Source organism: Nocardia sp. NPDC057440 (assembly GCF_042802915.1).
Taxonomy (GTDB): domain Bacteria; phylum Actinomycetota; class Actinomycetes; order Mycobacteriales; family Mycobacteriaceae; genus Nocardia.
Genome location: NZ_JBHVDF010000015.1, coordinates 190,460 through 211,504, shown reverse-complemented (window position 1 = coordinate 211,504; position 21,045 = coordinate 190,460). Strand labels below are relative to the sequence as shown.

General features: G+C 64.4%; 21 protein-coding genes and 1 pseudogene. 12 read left to right on the top strand and 10 right to left on the bottom strand.

Translation table 11 applies throughout. The annotated features are described in order from the left end of the window. Positions 1-74: 74 nt before the first annotated feature. Both ACFU4Z_RS28005 and ACFU4Z_RS28000 read right to left on the bottom strand, forming a co-directional pair. Complete coding sequence (locus ACFU4Z_RS28005; RefSeq protein ID WP_379068419.1) at positions 75-245, bottom strand: transposase; 171 nt, start codon at positions 243-245, stop codon at positions 75-77. 190 nt (positions 246-435) lie between these two features. Further along, positions 436-594 (bottom strand): hypothetical protein, encoded by a 159-nt coding sequence (locus tag ACFU4Z_RS28000; protein WP_379068416.1) that lies wholly within the window; start codon positions 592-594, stop codon positions 436-438. A 247-nt stretch (positions 595-841) separates the two neighbouring features. Between ACFU4Z_RS28000 and ACFU4Z_RS27995 the strand changes: the two genes are divergently transcribed. Continuing rightward, entirely contained in the window at positions 842-1,909 is a 1,068-nt protein-coding gene (locus ACFU4Z_RS27995; RefSeq protein WP_379068413.1) for an acyl-CoA dehydrogenase family protein, read from the top strand. A gap of 197 nt (positions 1,910-2,106) precedes the next feature. On the opposite strand, the gene ACFU4Z_RS27990 is transcribed toward ACFU4Z_RS27995, so the two are convergent. After that, positions 2,107-2,502, bottom strand: a complete 396-nt coding sequence (locus tag ACFU4Z_RS27990) for a hypothetical protein (protein ID WP_379068410.1) — start codon at positions 2,500-2,502, stop codon at positions 2,107-2,109. Between the two features lie 193 nt (positions 2,503-2,695). Beyond that, entirely contained in the window at positions 2,696-4,480 is a 1,785-nt protein-coding gene (locus ACFU4Z_RS27985) for a cutinase family protein (RefSeq protein ID WP_379068407.1), read from the bottom strand. A gap of 1,031 nt (positions 4,481-5,511) precedes the next feature. Here ACFU4Z_RS27985 and ACFU4Z_RS27980 point away from each other — a divergent pair. The 5 genes and pseudogenes from ACFU4Z_RS27980 to ACFU4Z_RS27960 all read left to right on the top strand — a co-directional run bounded on the left by ACFU4Z_RS27980 (position 5,512) and on the right by ACFU4Z_RS27960 (position 11,474). Then, positions 5,512-6,507 carry an ice-binding family protein gene (locus ACFU4Z_RS27980; RefSeq protein WP_379068404.1) on the top strand — a complete coding sequence of 332 codons (996 nt, stop codon included), beginning with the start codon at positions 5,512-5,514 and terminating at the stop codon, positions 6,505-6,507. 1,662 nt (positions 6,508-8,169) lie between these two features. Beyond that, positions 8,170-9,198, top strand: coding sequence for a class F sortase (locus ACFU4Z_RS27975; RefSeq protein WP_379068401.1), 1,029 nt, complete (start codon positions 8,170-8,172; stop codon positions 9,196-9,198). A gap of 251 nt (positions 9,199-9,449) precedes the next feature. After that, a complete protein-coding gene (locus ACFU4Z_RS27970; RefSeq protein WP_379068398.1) occupies positions 9,450-9,752 on the top strand; it encodes a hypothetical protein in 303 nt (100 codons plus the stop codon). 359 nt (positions 9,753-10,111) lie between these two features. Continuing rightward, positions 10,112-10,918: pseudogene (hemC, locus tag ACFU4Z_RS27965) on the top strand (hydroxymethylbilane synthase); the annotation flags it as partial. A 268-nt stretch (positions 10,919-11,186) separates the two neighbouring features. Further along, a complete protein-coding gene (locus ACFU4Z_RS27960) occupies positions 11,187-11,474 on the top strand; it encodes an antibiotic biosynthesis monooxygenase family protein (RefSeq protein WP_379068396.1) in 288 nt (95 codons plus the stop codon). 73 nt (positions 11,475-11,547) lie between these two features. Here ACFU4Z_RS27960 and ACFU4Z_RS27955 read toward each other — a convergent pair whose 3' ends face one another. Next, on the bottom strand, positions 11,548-11,922 hold the full coding sequence (locus ACFU4Z_RS27955; protein ID WP_379068393.1) for a cupin domain-containing protein: 375 nt from the start codon (positions 11,920-11,922) through the stop codon (positions 11,548-11,550). 76 nt (positions 11,923-11,998) lie between these two features. On the opposite strand from ACFU4Z_RS27955, the gene ACFU4Z_RS27950 reads away from it, so the two are divergent. The 3 genes from ACFU4Z_RS27950 to ACFU4Z_RS27940 all read left to right on the top strand — a co-directional run bounded on the left by ACFU4Z_RS27950 (position 11,999) and on the right by ACFU4Z_RS27940 (position 14,048). Continuing rightward, positions 11,999-12,469 carry a MarR family winged helix-turn-helix transcriptional regulator gene (locus ACFU4Z_RS27950; RefSeq protein WP_379068390.1) on the top strand — a complete coding sequence of 157 codons (471 nt, stop codon included), beginning with the start codon at positions 11,999-12,001 and terminating at the stop codon, positions 12,467-12,469. A gap of 529 nt (positions 12,470-12,998) precedes the next feature. Then, positions 12,999-13,634 carry a transglycosylase SLT domain-containing protein gene (locus tag ACFU4Z_RS27945; protein WP_379068388.1) on the top strand — a complete coding sequence of 212 codons (636 nt, stop codon included), beginning with the start codon at positions 12,999-13,001 and terminating at the stop codon, positions 13,632-13,634. Positions 13,635-13,736: 102 nt separating this feature from the next. Further along, complete coding sequence (locus ACFU4Z_RS27940) at positions 13,737-14,048, top strand: hypothetical protein (protein WP_379068385.1); 312 nt, start codon at positions 13,737-13,739, stop codon at positions 14,046-14,048. A gap of 6 nt (positions 14,049-14,054) precedes the next feature. Here ACFU4Z_RS27940 and ACFU4Z_RS27935 read toward each other — a convergent pair whose 3' ends face one another. Then, positions 14,055-14,519, bottom strand: coding sequence for a MarR family winged helix-turn-helix transcriptional regulator (locus ACFU4Z_RS27935; protein ID WP_379068382.1), 465 nt, complete (start codon positions 14,517-14,519; stop codon positions 14,055-14,057). A gap of 60 nt (positions 14,520-14,579) precedes the next feature. On the opposite strand from ACFU4Z_RS27935, the gene ACFU4Z_RS27930 reads away from it, so the two are divergent. Together ACFU4Z_RS27930 and ACFU4Z_RS27925 are read left to right on the top strand one after the other, a co-directional pair. Next, positions 14,580-15,557 carry a pirin family protein gene (locus ACFU4Z_RS27930; RefSeq protein WP_379068436.1) on the top strand — a complete coding sequence of 326 codons (978 nt, stop codon included), beginning with the start codon at positions 14,580-14,582 and terminating at the stop codon, positions 15,555-15,557. 126 nt (positions 15,558-15,683) lie between these two features. Beyond that, on the top strand, positions 15,684-15,980 hold the full coding sequence (locus ACFU4Z_RS27925; RefSeq protein ID WP_379068379.1) for an excalibur calcium-binding domain-containing protein: 297 nt from the start codon (positions 15,684-15,686) through the stop codon (positions 15,978-15,980). 59 nt (positions 15,981-16,039) lie between these two features. Here the strand turns inward: ACFU4Z_RS27925 and ACFU4Z_RS27920 are convergent, their stop codons facing one another. Beyond that, the gene (locus tag ACFU4Z_RS27920; RefSeq protein WP_379068376.1) at positions 16,040-16,261 is read right to left on the bottom strand and encodes a DUF3618 domain-containing protein; all 222 of its coding nucleotides are present in this window, start codon (positions 16,259-16,261) and stop codon (positions 16,040-16,042) included. A 79-nt stretch (positions 16,262-16,340) separates the two neighbouring features. Here ACFU4Z_RS27920 and bcp point away from each other — a divergent pair, with 79 nt between their 5' ends. Beyond that, positions 16,341-16,814 (top strand): thioredoxin-dependent thiol peroxidase, encoded by a 474-nt coding sequence (bcp, locus tag ACFU4Z_RS27915; protein ID WP_379068373.1) that lies wholly within the window; start codon positions 16,341-16,343, stop codon positions 16,812-16,814. A gap of 240 nt (positions 16,815-17,054) precedes the next feature. On the opposite strand, the gene ACFU4Z_RS27910 is transcribed toward bcp, so the two are convergent. The 3 genes from ACFU4Z_RS27910 to ACFU4Z_RS27900 form a co-directional block, all read right to left on the bottom strand. Beyond that, entirely contained in the window at positions 17,055-18,038 is a 984-nt protein-coding gene (locus ACFU4Z_RS27910; protein ID WP_379068370.1) for a helix-turn-helix transcriptional regulator, read from the bottom strand. Positions 18,039-18,091: 53 nt separating this feature from the next. Continuing rightward, a complete protein-coding gene (locus ACFU4Z_RS27905; RefSeq protein ID WP_379068367.1) occupies positions 18,092-19,297 on the bottom strand; it encodes a cytochrome P450 in 1,206 nt (401 codons plus the stop codon). Positions 19,298-19,602: 305 nt separating this feature from the next. Continuing rightward, positions 19,603-20,886, bottom strand: coding sequence for a hypothetical protein (locus ACFU4Z_RS27900; protein ID WP_379068364.1), 1,284 nt, complete (start codon positions 20,884-20,886; stop codon positions 19,603-19,605). Between the last annotated feature and the right edge of the window lie 159 nt (positions 20,887-21,045).

Genomic DNA, 21,045 nt, shown 5'->3' with positions numbered 1-21,045 from the left:
GTGATGTCTTTGTCAAGGGCCGCAACCCTTTTGCGGACTCCTCGACGCAGGAGTTGGCCGGTGAGGAACCCGACTCAGTGCTCGACCTCGTTGAGCCATGACGAGCCGGTCGGAGTGGAATGCATATGGAAGCGGGGATGTTTGGCCAGCCAGGCGTTGATTACCGGCGTCTTGTGGGTGGACAGATGGTCGCAGATCAGGTGCACATCCAGTTCCGGCGGGCACGGCCTTGTCGATCGCGACAAGGAACTTCTTGAACTCCGCGGCGCGGCGACGCTGATAGAGCTTGGGAGATCACGGCTCCGTCCGCGATGTCGAACGCCCGAACAAGCTGGTCACGCCGTGATGGACGTAGTCGTGGGAGTATCGCTCGGGCATACCGGGCATCATCGGCAACACCGGCTGGGAGCGTCCAGCGCCTGGATTCCCGACTTCTCATCCACACACAGCACAACCCGCCTTCTCGGGCGGATTGTGATACAGACCGACCACATCGACGACCTGGTCCACGAACAACGGATCGGTCGACAGCTTGAAACCGTCGGTGAGATGCGGTTTCAGCTCGAACTTGCTCCAGATCCGGTCAATCGTCAACGGCGACGCCACTTCGTTTGGCCATCGAGGCCCGCGACCAATGCGTCGCGTCCGCCGGCTTCTATTCGAGGGTCATCGTGACCACTTCTTCAACCTTGTCCAGCAGGATCGACGGCGGACGTCCCGGACGCGGCTCGTCGGGCGTCCCCTCCAAACGCTTCTCGGCAAAACGGGTCCGCCACTTACCCACCGTCTGCGTTACAGCTGAATCAACACCTCGATCGGGAGCATTGTATTGGACTTCACCATGAACGAGAGCCAGGATACTGTTGCTGAAGTTGTCGTAAGTTTGCTGGAACGTGAGAGCGCTCGCGATATCGCACTGTGGCCCATACTCATGGGCAGCGGGTTACTGTCGGCGGCCCTGCCGGAACGCTACGGCGGAGGCGGTCTGGGTTTGCTCGAGGTGTCGGCGATGCTGACCGAGTTAGCAACCGACGCCGTACAGGTGCCGGCGCTGTCGACGCTCGGCTTCGGGGTCCTGCCCCTGGTGCGAGCCGCATCGGATACCTTGGCAGAGAAGGTCTTTCCAGCTGTCGCCAAGGGTGCGGTACTCACGGCGGCGCTCAACGAACCTGGTGCGCCATTCTCCATGAAGCCGGAAACCACCGCGGTCACCGTCGGCAACACGGTGCACATAAGCGGCCATAAGGTCGGCGTGCTATTCGCGGACCTGGCAAGGTGGATTCTAGTGCCGACCGATTCCGGGCTCGCTGTCGTGGATGCGGAGGTGCCGGGTATCGGCCGCGTCGAGAGCCCATCCTCCACCAGAGTGCCGGAATTTTCGCTGTATTTGGACAATGTGTCCATCCCAGCGGAGCAGTTGCTTCCCGGCGGTGTCCCGGAACTCAATCGTTTGGCGCTGGCGGTGATCGGTTCAGTGGCAGATGGCCTGCTGAAGGGCGTGCTGACACTGACTGCCGAACAAGTGCGCACCCGATATCAGCTCGGGCTGCCCCCCGCACAGTTTCAGGCGGTGTCCCAGCAGATCGCCGATATCTACATCACCTCTCGCGTCTTGCACTCGATCACACTGTCGGCGAATTGGGCGCTGGCGCAGGAGGACGACAGCGCAGAGCATCGCGAGCGCGTCGACACCAACCTCGACGTGCTGGCCTATTGGGTCGCCTCGGCGCTGCCGGCCGCCATGCAGAAGTGCTATCGCATCAACAGCGACATCGGCACCGAGATCGCCTATCCGCTGCACCGCTATTACTCACAAGCCGAGGACATAGCCCGCATGCTCGGCGGCACGTCGTTCCGACTGGATTGTCTCGGGGCCAGATATCCTTCGGCTCAACTTCAATACCAGTGACTTAGCCACGATCCGTGGACTGACGTTGGTGGTGGTGTGGCGGCCGGATTCGGCCGTGCCGCGATGCTGGCGGGCTGGTTGAGGCAGGGAGTAGCCGCTGGTCTGCCCAGCTTTTCCACTTCGGTGTAGGTTCGCCCCCCCGGTCGGGGCCGGTTGGTCCGGTGGTTGTGTTTTCGAACGCCGCTCAAGCACCAACTTCAGCGAGGCTTGGAACCACCCCGGTCCTGGATCGTGGCGATCCTCAGATAGCGAACCTTACTGCCCGCCTTGGGAATCGCTCGCTGCCGGACCGGAAGAGGCTGGAAGCTACGGGCTTTCACATCAACCCGCAGCTGGGCCAGGAACTCTTCGACCCTGCGTTCGGCTTCGGTATAGCGGGCGGTTTCCCCGTCCACTCCGGCCGTGCGTGCGCCCGTGTTGTTCCGCACCCGATCCCACGCCACCAGAAGGAACGCGGGATCGGCGACGAGATTGAACAGATCATCGAACCTGCGATGAGGATCATCACCGGCCCAACAGTGCAGCTTGGTTTGGATCCCCAGTACCCGACGCTCGGCTCTTGCGAGCTCGAACGCCAGCTCGTCGGTATTCACCAACGGCCTCCCGGCATTCCAATCGCCTCCCCGCGACTTGCTGGCCCCCTTCGCCATGCACGCGACTCTCGCGCGCTCGGACTACTGCAGGGCGCCTCCGCCTCGCCCCACCTCTTCGACGAACGGCGCGTCTATCCTGCCCGCCCGGATGGGTCCCGGGCCGTGGGGACGGCCATGGCAGCGACTGCTGCAGCTATCGGCGGCGCGCTCTTATACCCCACCAGCCGGCGCTGTTCGAGGCTGAGTTTGTGGACCCGGCAAGAAAGCTGGATCCGGCGCCGGCGTCAGCGCCAGCGGTGAGCCGATGTCGAAGCAGTCGACGCAAACCCACGAACATCAGGAGCATCCAAAGGCAATCCCACATAATGATGTTGGCTGGGTCGCTAAGGGCGTTTCCGCTGTCTTTCCGCAGTGCGTGCTGTGCGGGAGCAGCCTCGGGCGCAGATTTGGCCGTAGCTGGTTGGGCGCCCTGGCTCTCCGGTGGAGACGCATCGCCTCGCGCCACAGCTTGATCTGGATCTATTGGCCGACTAGGAGCACTCGGTGCAGCGGAAGCCTTGGCGGCGGTGCCTGTCCGGGTGGCGAGACTGCGCGCCAGCGCCGCAAACCAGCCCGCGACGAATTGGGTAGACGTCTGGCCGGTTTCGGTGACGGATTCCCATACATAGGCGCCATGGCGTGCGACAACATCCTGATATCTCGCCCACGTTGCGGGTTCGAGGAGCGCGGCGTTATCTGCGACGGCAAAGGCGACCGCGTCGAATGCTTGTATCACCAGGTTCCCGGCGGGTTCGATCGGCACCGATGGGAATCGCGGGCCAGCAATCTTTTCCGTAAGGAGGGCAATGCCGTCCATAGGTTGATTCTCACCCACGCTGAGGATGTCGGCGACTTCGCTCGGTTCGAGTGTCACGCCTACTACGGCGAGCAAAATATTGAGCGCGACTGTAGCCACTTTGAGCAATGCCGCCTGCGCGTCGGGACCATGAACCGGCACCCGAGGGTCCGAGGCTTCCGCAAGGCGCTGACTGAGCGTCCTTTCGGACGTCAGCGTCAGTGTTCCGACCGTGTTGCCGACCACATCATTGCTTACGACGGCGGCGGCGGTCTTCACAGTTGTCGCGACAACGGCTTGAATGATAGAGGACAGTACGGTAATTGGGTCGAGCGGGGACAGCAGCGCCTGGCCGATGATGTTCGTCAACGCGTGCAGTATCGGTGCGCCGGTGGGTGCGTCACAGGCGAGGTCTTCTGCAATGCATAACGAAGCCACGCGTCCGGTGAGCGCGCCGAAGTCTGCGGCAATGTCTTGTTGCGGTCCGATGCCACCGCCCGGTGGCATCGTCTGTGCAACTGGTGGCAGCCCCGCTAATGCTGTTCGGTCGGTGCCGGGTGCGGGGGCGGGTGTGTGCTGTCCCGGCGCGCCAGGGAACACTGGTGCCCCCGGGTCACGGGTCGGGTCGGCGAAGAGTGCGGCGCCGGCTATCTTGTCCGGTGCCACCACGCCGTATCCGAGCCCTACTTCGCGCAGGAACAACGAAACAACGTGCGCCCCTTGTGAATACCCCAGCAAAGCCAGGCTGGTGTTCTCGCATTTACTTGTGATCGCGCGGGTCATGCTCCGCAGCTCGTCGAGTCCGGCGAAGACGGATTGTGCGTACGGCGGCGTGGCAGCGCCGGGCACGATCCCGCCGAACGCCGCGGGATAGGGCACGTATGCGCGATCGACCGCTCCGGGCTTCGAAACGCTGGCCAGCAATGGCGCGAAAACGCCCGACAGCATGCCGGTGTCGACGGTGGGCGATGCGCTGAGGGAGGACTGCCCTGTGCCCTGAACGCCGAGGGTGTACAAGGCCGGGCAGTCGGTCGGATCGAATTCCGGAGCGGCGGCAGAGGGTTGGGCGACGACGGCGCCTGTGGCTGCGATGACGGCACACGCGCCGGTTACGGCGACTGCTCGACCTATCTTCCTCGACACAACGATCCGACCTCTCTCCGACTCGAGCTTTACTTGGACTTGCCGCACTTCACGTTCATCCCGCTGGGGTTGTCATAACCCCCTAGAGCAGGCCGCCGGTCAGAAAATGGATTGTGTTTCCCGCGACGGCGAGAAGTCCTGTGACGAGGTCGATTACGGGCTGGAGGATCATTCGGACAGCCTTTCGGTTGATCGTCTTTGTATCGGTTCGGCGTAGTGAATTGTTTGCGGCCCGACCCCCGACGGACTGTTTTGAGATGTCGGGGGTCGGGCCGCAAACCAAGCATTCGTGTCAGAGCAGCGAGTGGACCAGAACGCTGACGACACCGGTGAGAAGGTTGCCTACGACCGGCAGCAGACCGCTGAGAAGACCGCCCATGTTTGTTTAACCTCTTCTTGTTTGGTGAGTGGTGGTGCCCCCGAGAACCGTCCTCGAGAGGACCGTCCTCGGGGGCGCTTGCTTGGTCGCCCGCCAGAAGAGGGATCGCGCACTAGTCGCGAACCGCTGCTACTTCCGTGGCGAGACTCGACCGTGACACCGCATGCCGCTGCAGCGGCCAACGTTGTTTGTCGCTGCAGCGGCAAACAACGCGCGCGAGCATGTCGCACCAGTTGTTTACTGCTGCAGCAGTAAACAACGCGCGCGAGCATGTCGCACCAGTTAGATCGGCATCGGAAGGTACTTCGTAGGCCGCGCAAACCTGGATGGGTTAATTTCTGGCTTCGGACTGTCGTTGGGCTCGAGCCGGTTTGGAGTGCGGCCAAGGGGCGTATGAAATTCGCGTCTGGATCGACCCATCCACTCCTACCGATTGGATCGAAGACGGACAGTGACATTCATACGTGTGCCGTTCAACGGAGAAGGGAAACCAGTGACATTTCCGTCCAACTCGCCCCGGCGGCGTCCGATCAAACGATTGATCGTGGCCGGGGCGACGGTTGTGACCGCCACGGTCCTGCTGATATTCAATGGGGTAGCGTCAGCGGCCCAGCCCCCGGTCGGGTTAGGGACGGCCACATCGTTCGCGGTATTGGCGGGCCAGACGGTCACCAACACGGGACCTTCGATTATCACCGGTGATCTGGGGGTCAGCCCGGGTTCCGCGGTCACCGGCTTTCCGCCGGGATCAGTGGTCGGAACCATTCACGCTGCCGACGCGGTGGCGTTGCAAGCGCAATCAGATCTGACTACGGCATATAACGATGCTGCGGGTCGCGGTCCTGCCACCGCTGCTCCCCCTGATCTCGGCGGCCTCACACTGGTCGCGGGGGTGTACAACACGGCGGGCCCCATGGGCCTGACCGGGACAGTCACCCTCGATGCGCAGGGCGATCCCAACGCGGTCTGGATCTTCCAAGCGGGATCTACGTTGATCACGGCATCGAGCAGCACGGTCAGCCTCATCAACGGGGCCTCAGCGTGCAACGTCTTCTGGCAGGTGGGTAGCTCCGCGACACTGGGCACCAACTCCACCTTCGTCGGAACCATCATGGCGTTGACCTCGATCTCGGTGCAGACCGGAACCATCGTGGAGGGACGGGTACTGGCACGCAACGGCCAGGTCAGCCTGGACAACAACAGGATCACCCGACCCAACTGCACTATTCCACCGACGTCCACGACGACAGCGCCGCCGACCACGACAACGACGACAGCGCCGCCGACAACGACAACGACGACAGGCCCGCCGACAACGACGACAGGCCCGCCGACAACGACGACAGGGCCGCCGACAACACTGCCGACCATCCCCATCCCCCCTGGCGGAGTTGTCCCCGTCATCCCCGGCGGCGGCATCCCCGGCGGTGGCATCCCCGGCGGTGGTGGCGGAGTCGGAGTTCTCCCCATCCCGATCCCCATTCCCATTCCCATTCCCATTCCGATTCCCCCTGGCGTTATTCCCGGTGGTCCCGGTGGACCGGGTGAACAAGGGCCCGGCGAGGAAGGACCCGGCGAGGAAGGACCGGGCGGTGGCGGGGACGTGCCCGAGGGGTCTCCGGAAACGGGTGGCGGTGGTACTGCCTAGCCCGGACAATTCACCGTTTTCCGGCATTGTGTACCGGTAGAGAGCGAAAGGTGCTCTAGCAGGCGGCCGGGAGGGTTCACCTCCCGGCCCTCTCAGAGCCGTGTGTGACAGTCTCCTGTCACACGGCTCCCCATCATCGAGCGTTCACGGTTGCGGGGTTCCCGATTGCCCAGTCGGAGAAGAATTTCGGGTAGGCCTCCGCGGCCTTCGGAAGCGCTTCACGTGCTCGTTTCCAACGGCCCCGGAACCGCCTACCTTTCTGCACGAGCCACCGCACCAGGTAGTCATTGATCCGTTCGACGACCAATGGGCATACCTGTCCAGCATCGCGCGACTATCCCGAAACAGGTTGCCGCACTGGTTACCTCGCTGTAGAAAGCCGAAAGCCGGGTACTGGGCATCCCATGGACCGGCGACCGGCTGATAGCCGTCCACGAAGACGGCGCACCCTCCGACCCGAGTGGTGCAGCGACGAGTTCCAGCGGCTCCGTACACGGGCCGCCCTTCGTCGGATCCCGTTGAGCATCTTCGCAATACCTCGGTGTCCCTCATGCTCGCGCGGCATTCCCCCACACGTCGTCGCCGCCTGGCACGGCCACGACCCCGCAGTCTCACTGTCCACTCCTCGAGTCGCCAGTTCACCAGGCGCAAGGATCGGTGGGCTAACCCGGTTCAGGCGAGATGTCTCGACCGCACGATTCAGGCAAGACCTTTCGCCTACGCATCGCCCGCTGGGGCAGCTGGCCATCTCGCGCACAGCGGCAGTCGACTATAGGGCTTCACCAGTGGAAACGTAAGCCCATCATGGGTGGTTTTTAGTACTTGCCGGCCTCGAGTACGCGACCGGCCCCATATTGGTATCGGGCCCTGACGAGCCGGAATCTCACATCAGTTCGTAAGAACGGCCCATTTCGACCCCGTCATACGGCACGACTACTTCCAGAGCCCGCGCCTCATCGACCGCGCCCGCGCGGAGTTGGACTGCATTGGATGTAGGACGGGCTCCTGCTCTCGGAGACCTCCGGGGTCTGCGTCAACCGTCCCCGCCGTGCCGGATTCGGCGACCCCGTTCCTGGACCCCTATGCCAGGAGGCCGACCGGTCGCGTCGCCCGACTTCCTTGCACTGAACTATCCCGCGAAAAGTGTTGCGCCACGGGCTTGATGAGCCACGTAATTGTGGGTGAAAAGTTGGGAGCCCGGAGGAAGAAAAGAAGAAGGAACCGGTAACCCAAAGAAATAGCCAACGAAAAATTGTCGGGCTTCAGGTGATGCTTGATGTTTTGACTTCACGGGATGTTTGACGTCACCAATTCTCGGTGGGCGGGATCGGCCGCACCCGACGTCACCACCAGAATCCCCGATCTCGGCCCTACTCGGCTCTCTAAAACCGACCGGTCACCTGGTCTAATGCCAGTCTGACAGAGCGGGGCCTCGCCACTTTCTCCCGATCCCCCACCCATGACTGCTACGGCAGCCTAATAGATTCATTACATTTAGTTTCGATACAACACCCAAACTCAAAGTTTAATTAGGAGACATAGCCTTGAAGCGTAATATCGCAGTAACACGTGTTGAGCTCAATAAGCACTTCGTTGGCTACCGAGGCAATAGACCGATCCGCTCGCATTCACGATTGCATGTGAGCCTTGTGGACGAATTCTATGTGTCGAGGAGTTCCTATGAGGTCGCCATTTTGTGCTATACCGGTCATTCCAGGGTTGCCCGGCGGTCCCGGCCCACCGATTCCGGAATCACCACCGCAAGACCCCGGCCGTTCAGGTGGACCCGGTGGTGGTCAGGGCGGCGCCGATACGCCCGAGACAGCACCGCCTGTGACGCCTGGCCCCGGACTTCCGCCAAAGGGTCCGCCAGGTACCGGCGAGGGCGGCACCGCCGATAGTCCGCACCCAGTTGATGACCTTGGGTGTGCTGGCGGTCGGACTCAGCCTCCCGCTCGAGCGGACCACTCGCCGACGTCAGGGACCGACCGCAGCACGGCCGGAACCGGAATGACTGAAGCACGAGCGCGCACTCCGCGCAGTACAGGACGCAGTTCACCGGTGTCGTCGAAGCACCTACGATTAGCGGCGAGCATTCTGCTATTTCTTGCGGCACTGAGTCCGATCGCTCGACTGTGCCTGGGTGGGAACCTGGTCCCGGCCACCGATGCCGCCGTGACCGCGTTCGGTAGCGTGGCTCCGGCCGCGCTTCCAGAATCGCTCCCTGTGGAACTACACATCCCAGCTATCGCGGTGGATGGACCACTCTCCGAGCTCGGCCTGAATCCTGATCGCACCGTAGAACTTCCGACGGACTTTCAGGTGGCGGGCTGGTACCGAAACGGCCCCCCACCCGGAGACATGGGCTCCGCGGTCATCCTGGGACACGTAGACTCCTACACCGGACCTGCGGTCTTCTACCGACTATCGTCACTGCGCCCCGGGGACCAGGTCGACGTGACAAGAGCGGATCGATCGGTTGCTCACTTCCTCGTTCAGGAAGTAGCCACCTATCTGAAGTCAGAGTTCCCAACTCATGAGGTCTACGACTCGCGCGGATACAGCGCGCTGCAACTGGTGACGTGTGGTGGCGAATTCGACCACACCATAAGAAGCTATCTGTCTAACGTGGTGGCCTACACCGTGCTCGTGGGCATCACCCCGCAGCCCGCTGGCACACCATGGCCCTGAAGAGACCCGGGCTCGCAGCATCAACCTCGGTCGATGAGGGCGGTTTGACCGCGAATACTGCGCGCCAGGTTGTCTCGAGAGCGTGAGACGGTGTTGATCTTGTCGTGGTGGGCCCACTTTGCGCGACGGCACGCATTACGCGGATGAAAACCGCTCACATTTACCGCCTCGACGCCGACCAGCCAGTGACATTCCAACAGCCCCTCACGTCCGTTGAGCCGCTCACCGTAGAGCCGCTCACTGCTACACCCGTGACTGCCGCCGACGAGGTGGTGTTGATGGAGTCCCAGCTGCACGAGGACGCGACATTGGCCAGATTCGATCCGATCAAAGTCCTGACCACCAAGTTGTGGACCGAACAGGTAGTGCCCGTCGACCAGCTCTACAAAGAGCTCGTCGAGGACTCCAACCGCGCCGCATCGCAGCGGGACACCTCGGATTCGGCGCTGAAGGCAACGACGGAGCTATCCGGCTCGTGCACCGCTCAGACGGTCTGCTGGTGGCGGAACTCGAGGAGACCCGCCACCGCACCGACGACTCCAGCGCTGAGCTGAAAGCGTTGTGCGCGCACGCGGATCGGTTCATTGACGGCAAGCGCACGATCACGCGCTGCACGCTGGGGCGCGAGCACGCGATCCCGTTCGAGCCGGTCGGGGTCGCATCGTGACCCGAACTGGCGATGAATGCGCTCACCCATATCGGTGTATGCCGTCGGCTGCGCAGCGCGCCGGGTCGTGGTCGTGTTGGATCGCTCGCTTGTGACCGGTACCGTCGCCGACTGCGAGGTCGAAATCCTGCTCGTCGGCGCACCGCACGGGCACGCCCCCAAATGCGCACGAAGGCCAGACACTCAGTGGAGCGGAAACCCGTTTGGATCGCGTCACAGGAATGACGCAGACTCAACCCAGCAACCACTGCGGGAGATCGGTGGATGGGCGACCTGTCGAAGCTCGGCGGCAAGGGCGCATTCGTCAAAGAGATCGACCTCGCCCTGCTCGATGGCTCGGCCGATCTCGCGGTGCACTGCCTCAAAGACATCCCCGGCGACATTCCCGTGCCCGAGGGGTTGGCGTTCGCCGGGTACCTGCCGCGCGAGGATGTCCACGACGCGGTGATCACCCGCACGGGCGCGCCCTTGACCGAGCTGCCCGAAGGCACGGTGGTCGGCACCAGCTCTGTCCGTCGGACCGCTCAACTTCGCTTGCATTACCCGCATCTGGCGGTGACGCCGTTGCGCGGCAACGTCAACACTCGATTGGCACGGCTCGAAGAGGGGCACGTCGATGTACTGATAGCGGCCGTGTCCGGCCTCCACCGGGTCGGGCATGCCCACCGGATCACCGAGACATTGAATCTGGAAACAATGTGTCCACCGATCGGCGCGGGGGTCATCGCATTGCAGTGCCGCGCCGACGATGCCGAACTGCTCGAGTTGTCCGCGCGGCTCGATCACCCCGGCACCCGCCGCGTGGCCGACGCCGAGCGCGCCATGCTGCATGCCCTGCAGGGCCACTGCAACTCACCCATAGCTGGATACGCCACCCAAGATCCGACGGGCCGATTGATGTTGCATGGCAAGGTATTCAACCTCGACGGGTCTCAGTGGCTGGACTCCCACCACTGGGGCGTCGCGGAGGACCCGCAGGCCCTCGGGTTCTTCGTCGGTGCCGACCTGCTGCGTCAGGGCGCCCGAGCCATCATCGATGCAATACCGCACTGACGCCCGGCCGCAGTCACCGCTCAATCCGATGAAGGGTCGAATGAGGCCCATTCCGGTGCCGACCACTGGGCGCTGCTCGCGCTGCGGACACCGCTGTCAGCGCTAATGCCCGGACATGGGTGCTTGCGCTGCGGGTGAACCCAGACATGACCACCCGCGATCATCTTCCTTCACCCGCCGCTCGGGCGGCGCACGCGCCACTGAGCACCCGCGGAACAGTTCGGCCTCGGTCAGAGTTGAGCAGTTTTGCTACGACAAGGAGGCAGTAATGGCAGTGACGGTAGAGCTGACCCGTTTCACGGTGGCGCCGGACAAGGTCGAGGAGATGCTGGCTGCCAGGCCGGGGATGGTCGCGGATTTCGACGCCGACCGCGAGGGGTTTCTCGGAGCCCGGCTGGTACGCCTGCCCAACGACGAGTGGCTCGACGTCGTCGAGTGGCGCTCCGAGGCGGATTTCACGGCCTCCCGCGCCAAGGGCCCGAACCTGCCCGGCATCGCCGCGTTCTTCGCGGCGATCTCCGGCCTGGTGAGCGACGAGCTCGGCACTCTGGCCTGATTACCTCGGCGGCCCGGCAATCCAGGAGCTGGATTACCGGGCCGCCGCGCAGGTCCGCTCGTGCCGACGGGCCTCAGCCCGCCCATGGCGGAGTCAGGCGGGTGCCGTCGGCGAGCTCTGCGGCGAATCCGACCGGAACGGTCACCACCAGCGCCGCAGGCTCTGACCCGGTGTTGTCGATGCTGATGGTCGAGCCTGCGGGCGCGATGGCCGCGTCGCCGGGTTCCAGCGCCGACGCCTCGCCGTCGATGTGCAGCGTCACCGCGCCCCTGATGAGGACAAAAGCCTCCTCACGCAGGATCTTGTGGCCCACTCCCACCGTGCCCGGATCGATCCCGGTCTGCCAGACGCACAGTTCGGTGCTGCCCGTCTCGGGACGGATGTAGGAGGTGAAGCGGGCGTTGTGCATCTCGTGGACCTGGGCTTCAGCGGCACGAATCACGGGCATGTCCTGCTCCTTCATATAGTCAATTCAATTGACTATATAGTCAAGCATGTTGACCACATGTGTCAAGATGGAATTCATGACGGACCTGAAGCCCGCTTCGACACTGCACCAGGGACAAGATCTGGCCCTGCTGCTGCTCGCCGCGGGCGCGGCGGCGACAGACGCGATCCACAGCGGCGTCCAGGCGGCCGGATTCGGCGATGTGCGACCCACCCACGGGTTCGCGTTCGTGCGGATGGCGCCGAACGGCGCGACCGTCGGCGAGCTCGCGGAGCACCTCGCGGTGACCAAGCAGGCGGCCAGTCAACTAGTGGACGAATTGGTGCGCAAGGGATACGCCGAACGCCATCCGCATCCCGACGACGCCCGTGCTCGGCTGATCACCTTGACCGAACGCGGGTGGGCCTGCACGCGCGCCGCCGATGCCGCTGCCGCGAATTTCGCCGCGCAATGGGCGGCCGTTCTCGGCGATTCCAAGATCACCGAATTACGTAACGCTTTGGCTCGCGTTGTGACCCCCGGAAGGGTGCGTCCGGCGTCCTGGTAGGGACAAAAAAGACAAAGTGGTTTGCGTTACCGTTATATTTACGTGACCTGCGTCACTTTGAGTTTAGGGGCAAACTCCCCGCATACGTAGGGTGTCGACCTGCATGATCTTGGTGATCCAAGATCGAAAAATCCTTTGATACATCTTCCGTTTACCCTCTGTTAACCAGCCGTGACCATCCTGAGATCAGGTCAAGAACAGACCGGCAGTTTGGTTAGACCGAGGAGTAATCCACAGTCATTCGGAAACGACCGCAACAGCAAGATGTTCGATCGCGGTCACTGGAGTACCGCGCGGCACCAAAGGTACCGCAATACTCCTTTTCGATGACAGCGGCACCCGCGTGGCAATTGCCCCGGCTCCCCGAGCTGCCCACAACGGGAACTGAATCCCCGTCTTTCACAACAAAATCCGAAAACCGCATACAGCCGAATTCGGCGAGCAATCACACCTGACGCCCGCCGTGGATCCGTGTTGCCACGCATGCCCGGATCGAAACCCAGTCCCCGAACAAGGAACCGATTTCGCTATGCTTGACAGACGCTTCTTCACCTCCCACCGCCCCTCGCTTCGTGAAGGCTTCACCTTCGCGGTGGCCGCAGCGGGCATCATCGCCGTCGCCGCTTCTTCCGCGGTGTCCGTCGCAGACGACAGTGTTCCGTCTCGCGTCGCCATGGTCGCCGAGGAGCAGGCCGCACCGGCGGCCGCCCCGATCGCCGCCCCGGTCGCTGCCCCGGTCGCCGATGCTGCGGCCCTGCCCGCGCTGCCCGAGCTGCCCCTGCCTGCGCTGCCCGCACTGCCTCCGATGCCCGAAGTGCTCCCGCCGCCGCCCGCTCCGGTGTACGAGAACAACCTCAACGGCTGGATCCTGCAGTCCCTCGACATCATGCGCGCCAGGAACATCCCCGGAAGCTACGACGGCATCCACCGCAACATCATCCGCGAGTCCGGCGGCGACCCGCATGCCATCAACCTGTGGGACTCCAACGCCGCTGCGGGCATCCCCTCCAAGGGTCTGCTGCAGGTCATCGACCCGACCTTCGCCACCTACCACGTCGACGGCACCCCCTTCGACATCTGGGACCCGGTCGCCAACATCACCGCGGCCTGCAACTACGCGGCCAACCGGTACGGCTCGATGGACAACGTGAACTCGGCCTACTGATCCGACAGCACGCAGGAACAACGCCTCCCCGGCGATCGCCGGGGAGGCGTTGTCGTCCGCTAGGGTCGACCGGAACCAACCACCACCGATGCGGAATGCGCCATGACCGATTACGCCCACTCCGACTCCGCGTCGAAGAGTCGCGCCGAGAAGGCGCGGCGGCTCGCGGGCTATATCTGGGATCGCGGAGTCACCGGAGCCGAACTGCTGGCCATGCCCGCGGCGCTGCGGCGCAAGCTCGCGCGCGCGGCGGCAACGAATCCGCCGAGCACCGACGAGACCTGGGCGGCCGTCGCCCGACTCCTCGACGACAAGGATGCCTGGGCCGAGCACCATCCGAATCATGCCGCGGCACAGCGCAACCACACCGACGAGAAGCTGATGTGGGTGAAGCCGCCGATCACACCATGGTGACGACGCTCAGAGGTTGAGGCCGGTGCTGCGCTCGGCCTCGGCCACCACCTTGTCCGCGAGCGAGCGCAACGCCCTCGCCTCCGCGGGTGTCAGCACGTCGACGAACAGGCGACGGACCAGATCGACGTGATTCGGTGCGGCGCGTTCGAGCGCCGCCCGCCCGGCCGCGGTGAGTTCCACCAGGATGCCGCGGGCATCTTCCTGGGCAGGACGGCGTTCGACGAGTCCGCGGGCGGCCATGCGGGCCAGATGCTTGGAGAGCCTGCTCTTCTCCCAGCAGATCTCCGCGCCGAGCTCCTTGGCGCGCAGACAGCCGTCCGGCGCGGCCGACAGCGGCACCAAGATCTCGTAGTCGGCGGGCGAGAGGCCGTCCTGGGCGAAGCCCGCGGCCAGCGCCGCGTCCATTCGCTGGCGCAGCCGGATGAAGGCTTGCCAGGTCGTTTGCTCGTCATCGCTCAACCATCGGACCACGGGAATTATCCTAGCCAGTCTTTGGTTGACATGGACACCAAAAACTTTCAGGAGGTGCCCGTGCCCGCCATCACCGTCCCCGACATCATGGTGCTGCCCCGCCTGCCCAGGCCGACCGAGCCGACGCGCGAGCGTCCGGTGCGCAGCATCAGCACCGCACACAAGCAGCGCGAAGGCGCGGGCTTCGAAGTCCGGCGGCCGTTCCCGAGCATGGACCTGCGCTCGGCCGACCCGTTCATCCTGCTCGACCAGATGGGTCCGGTCGCGTATGAACCGCACGAGGCCAAAGGCGCGCCCTGGCATCCGCACCGCGGCTTCGAGACCGTCACCTACATGCTCGACGGCACCATGGTGCACCACGACTCCAACGGCGGGGGCGGCGTCATCAGCGAAGGCGACACCCAGTGGATGACCGCCGGTTCCGGCATCCTGCACGACGAGGTGCCACCGGAAGAGCTGGTCGCCTCCGGCGGCTGGTTCCACGGCGTGCAACTGTGGGTGAACCTGCCGCGTGCGCTGAAGATGGCCGCACCGCGCTACCAGGATCTGCGCGGTCGCGAGCTGACATTGGTGAGCTCCCACGACGGCGGCGCGCTGGTGCGACTGATCGCCGGCGAAATCGGCGGATTCGCAGGCCCCGGCTCGACCTACACCCCGATTGCCTACGCACACGCCTCCATCAGCCCCGGGGGACGGCTGGAAACACCATGGCCACAACATTTTACGGCGATGGCATACGTCTTGTCCGGCAGCGGCACCGTCGGCGCGGAACGCAGGCCGATCGGCGAGGGCCAGCTCGCGGTGTTCGGTCGCGGCGACTCGATCACCGTGTCGGCCGACACCCGGCAGCACGATCGGACCGGCGATCTCGAGGTGTTGTTACTCGGTGGCAGGCCTATCAATGAGCCCGTCGTCCAATACGGCCCCTTCGTGATGAACAGCCGCGCCGAAATCATCCGAGCCGTCGAGGATTTCCAAGCCGGAAGAATGGGAAATATCCCGGCCGAACACGTGGCGGGAGAGCACCTCGGCGCGTAATTGCGGCGTTTCGCGCACAACCTTCGCATGCAGCCCGGTTGACAACCGGGCGGCCCGTCACAACAGTGGATGCGGCGCCTCCCCCTTTCGGCGCCAATCCACCGCAGCAAACACACAGAGGAATACATGAACGTTCGCCGGCTCACCGTCAGCGCTGCCGTCGCGGGTCTGACCTTCCTTGCGGCGCCCGCCGCCATGGCCGCCGCTCCCACCGGTTCCGCAGGAACAGGATCGTCCGCCATCGACACCGGCTCGGCCGCGACCGGCTCGGCAGGCATGTCGCAGACCGGCTCGGCGGGTGGCGCCTTCGCCAACTGCGACGCGGCCCGTGCGGCCGGCCGGGCGCCGATCTTCCGTGGCGAACCCGGTTACGGCCCGCACCTGGACCCCGACGGCGATGGATTCGCCTGCCCGACGGTCTAATAGCCCGAAAGAACGAAACACCCGGTGTGGCAGTGCCACACCGGGTGTTTCGTTTTCCGTCAGCGGAAGATCTTGAGCAGCACCAGCCCGACGACGACAGCGCCCGCACCGATCAAGCTGTACTTCACCTTCGGCTCGTTCAGCTTGGCAAGCACCATGTGCTTGGTGTCGTCGGCGATCCGCTGCGGATCCGCCCGCACGGCAAGTTCGTCGAGCGTGCTCGCGAGCTGTGTCCGCGCGGCCTCGATGTCCCGCTCGATCCGCTCGGTATCCCTAGCCACGTATCTCCTCCTGTGTCTGATTGCCACGAGTCTAGCCATCATCCACGTACTGTCGGGGCCGTCGGTTACCGTGCAAGACGTGACCGACAACCAACGACTCTCCCCCGGCGATACCGCCCCCGATTTCACGCTCCCCGATGCCGACGGCAAAGAGGTTTCGCTGTCGGAATACCGCGGCCGCAAGGTGATCGTCTACTTCTACCCCGCGGCGAGCACACCCGGCTGCACCAAGCAGGCCTGCGATTTCCGCGACAACCTCGCCGAACTGGAGGGTGCGGGCATCGAGGTCATCGGCATCTCACCGGACAAGCCCGCGAAGCTGGCCAAGTTCCGCGACGCCGAAAAGCTCACCTTCCCGTTGCTTTCGGACCCCGACCGCGCTGTGCTCACCGCTTGGGGCGCGTTCGGCGAGAAGATGATGTACGGCAAGACGGTGACCGGGGTCATCCGCTCCACCTTCCTGGTGGACGAGGCGGGCACGATCGAGGTCGCCCAGTACAACGTCCGCGCCACCGGCCATGTCGCCAAGCTGCGCCGCGACCTGTCGGTGTAGCCGGAACTATTTGCTCGAACGACCGCACGAATTGCTCGTATCCGTCGAGCATCCGATCGAGGCCGAAGCGCAGCACCGCTGCTTCCGAATCCATCTCCACATCGTCGAAGGCCTGCTCGGAGAATGCGCGAGTCAGCGCCGGATACCGCCGCGGGTCGAGTACCCGGCTCAGCATGGCCGGGTAGTCGTCGTGGTCGGCATCGATGAAGTCGCGAACGGTGTCGGCCGCGGCACGACGGATCAGGAACCGGGTGGTGGCACGGCGAGTTGATCGGACCGGCGACGGCGCCGAAAATCTCTCGGCGTTTCGCCGTATTCGGATTTGAACGCCGTCGAGAATCCGGCGCTGGTGAACCCGGAACGTGCGGCCACCTCCCCGATGGAAAGCGGGCCAGGGCCCGCCAGCAGATCGCGTGCGGTGCGCAGTGCTTCGGTCCGCCGGAGCTCCCGATAGGTGATGCCGGTCTGGTGCAACACCGACCGCAGTTGGCGGGGTGACCAGCCGAGCGCACGAGCCACCGCGGGCAGCCGCACGTCACCAGACCCGATGTTCGCACGCACGAATGCTCTGATGGCATCGACGGTTTCGGCCACATGGGCCTGCTGTGGCCCGACGTCGCCGATGAACATCAGGCACAACAGTTCGGTGACGCGGTCACAGACGGCGTCGAATTCCAGCGTCGTCAGGTTCGATCGCCCGGCAAGTGTGGCGGCGAGCATGCTCTCCACGACCCGGCCGAGACCCGATGACATATCGAGCACCGTCTGCGATGCGCCGCGGGTGGGCAGCCGTTGATCGAACTGCGCGCGGGGGAGCCGTAGCGCGTAGGCCGTCGATCCGGGTAGCAACACTCGGCAGATTCGGTCCAGCTCGAGGACGAACCCACGATGTGGCGGTACCCGGGTGAGCCGGTCCGGCTGCTGGATGACGTATTCGCCCCGTTTCGGGAACACGATCCAACAGTGATCGGTCGGACCACGCCGGATATGTGAGCGGCTGCGGTTCATCAGGTGGTCGCCGCGTTGCTGTGTGTGCAGCAACGTGTAGCCCGAGGATTCCTGAACCGCGATCCGAGCCCACCAGTTGGCCGGATCACGGTAGCGGTGCTCTGCCCTCAGGAACTGGTCGGTGACCTCGGTCCACACCGCTGCGCTCGCGACGGTCAGCTCGGAATACTGCATGACGGTTGCGCTGTCGGTCTGATGCTCATCTCCACTATTCACTCGGTGGTGTTCCGACATAAGTCTGACAGCTTCCCGCCAGAGGGCGTGCCCGATCAGCCGAGGGTTTGGAGCTGCACCGGCACACAGAGTGGGCCGTTGGTCATGAACTGCGGCGCGTACGGGATCTCGGCCGGATCACACGCGAGCCGCAACTGCGGGAACCGGCCGAACAGGGTGGCCAGCGCGATGCGAGATTCCAGCCGGGCCAGATGCGCGCCGAGACAGAAGTGCGGACCGCGACCGAATGCCAGCTGATCAGAATGATCGCGGTCGATATCGAAGACGTCGGCATCCGAATGCTTCCGCGGATCGCGTCCGACGCCCGCGTACCAGCCCACGATCGCACCCGCGGGGATATCGACACCGGCGATCTGGACATCACTCAAGGCGTACCGGTTGAACATGGCGCAGGCCGCGTTCCGGTAGCGCAAAGTCTCCTCGACGACGTCGGCCCACCGGTCCCCGTCCTTGGCCGCTGCGAGCTGGTCGGGATTGGCGGACAGAGCCACCACCGCATTGCCGAGCAGATGCATCGTGGTCTCGTGTCCGGCCACGATGATGATCCACAGCATTTCGACCAGCTCGGCGTCGGCGAGTCCGTGTTCGGTCTGGGCCCGCACCAGGTCCGAGGTCAGGTCGTCACCGGGATTGCCGTGCTTGTCGCTGACCAGCCCTGTCAGGTAGCCGGCCATTTCCTGCATGGCGGCCTGGGTCTGCTCACCGGTGCTGGTGTGCGATACCAGCGTGGCGGTCCATCCGCGGAACTTCGACTGATCATCCGCCGGTACGCCGAACAACTCGCAGATCACCCCGACGGGCAGCGGCATTGTGAAGTGCTCGACGAGATCGACCTCCGGCAAGTCGGCGAATCTGTCGATCAGATCGTCGGTGAGCCGCTGGATGCGTGGTTGGAGTTGGGCAACCCGGACGGGGGTGAACGCGCGGGCGATGGCTCGCCGCATTCGCATGTGGTCGGCGCCATCCTTGTTGAGCAGGTGATCGGCGTCGGTCAGGACACGTAACGGCCAGTCCGCCGGGACGGTCCCGTCGTGCATCACGGGGCAGTTCTTAGCGTTCTTGCTGAAAAGCGTTCCGTCACCAGCAAGGACCTCGCCGACCGCCTGATGGCTGACCGCCATCCAGGCCCGAACTCCGCCCGGCAGCTCGTAGGGAACGATCGGCCCGGTCCGGATCATCCGGTCGAAGGTGTCGATAACAGATTCTCCAGCGGTGGGCAGCTGAATGAGTGACTCGGTCATGCAGGTCTCCGATGGCGTAATCGGCCTCTGACGGCGCGTTTCGATGCGTGCTCGACGATTGTGCGACCGGACGGGTGACCGCATCGACTCGAGCGGAATTCTCTGCCTCGCAGCGAAATCCGCTGGCGCGAATCCAAAATGTCAGCGCACCCTTGGGCGCGAACCTGACTAGAACGCATCGCGCTGGCCGGGTTCATCGCGGCAGGCGTCCTGTTCCGGCCGCCGCACCGCGGACTGAACAAGCGAAAGGTCCGACGCTGGCAGCGCCGGACCTTTCGTGGTTTCCGCTTGCGGTGCAGTGCCGCCTAGGTGGACAGCAACTGCTGCGACGCCCACTGCAGCATCAGGCGGAAGTGGTTGTCCCACCAGTGATAGGACTCGGGTGTGAACGCCGCGGGCGGCGGACTCTCACCCGGGAACAACATCGTGCCGTTCGGTGCGCCGACCTTCGTGGTGGAGCCCGGAGTGCCCGTCCCGGGCAGCAGCTGCGGCGCGGACTCGGGCTCGGCGACCGAGTCCGACGGTGTGAACGACAGCAGACGATCCTGCTGGCCGCTGCCCCATCGCTGCGCCGAGTACTCCGGCAGATCCCGCACGACCGTGGTCGGCTCCAGGCCGAGTTCGCCGGTCATGGATCCCCGGCCTCTGCCCGCCGAATCACGAGAGTCGCGCACGCCGGGGTCTACCGCCGAGCCCGCATTCGATCCGATCTCGCCGCCGACCACACGCGTATCCGCGGCTACCCGCGCATCCGCGACGACAGCGCCGGTAGCCGACCGCGAGAAACCGCCCGCCGCGTAGACGCCGCCGACGACCAGACCACCCGCAAGCACACTGGCCGCCGCGAACAGCGCAACGGTGACACGGCCGTTGTGTACCCGCTCGACCGTTGCGTCGGACTCCTCCACGTCGACTATCGCGGACAGCGCCGCACCCACCGCGGACGCGGATGCCGCGATCTTGCACGGAATCACCGGCGCACCGAATCCGTCCGCCGCGGCGACGACCGCCGCAGCACGCGCAAGCGATCCGATCAGCACCACGGCATCCGGTCGTACCTCGGCCGCTTCGAATTGATCCCAGGCCGCTGTCACAGCCGCGCCCATCGACTCGGCTGTCGCCGAGCCTCCGGTTTGGCTGTTGGCCGCAAGGACCCTGCTGCGCTTGCGATCGATCAGCGTGAACGCCTGATGGCCGGGAACTACATCGCAGATCAGCAGATTGCCGAATTCGTTCAGCCACGTCATGGCGCCTGCCACGTTGAGGTGCGCGGCCTTCGCCGACACCAACGAGGCCGAGTGCCACTGCCCGGACGCCAGCCGGGTGACGATGGCCCGGCGTTCGGTGGCATCGCGGTAAGTGACAGCCGCACCGCCGATCTCCGTATCCGCGCCGAGTTCAGCGGCCAGTACATCCATTGCTGTCTCGACGGCGTCGGCCAATTCCGCTTTACTGTCGCCGTCCGTCTTTACCACCCGATAGAGCAGCACGCGCTCAGGTAGTCTCTCGCTGGAATCGGCGAGAGCTACCGCGTGAACGGCGCCGCGTTCGGTGGAAACGCCTAGGGTTACCACGGATCGAGCTACCACAGACCACGCCTTCCCATTGTTTTGCCGAGCTCACGAACGGGTCCTTCCCCGCCTGCGCGGGGGACGCACTGCGCAGTAACGCGGTGAAGATGCACGCAGGCTCGCTTATGTGTTCGCGGCCACATCCGGCTTTGGATGGGTGGTGAAATGTGACAGTCC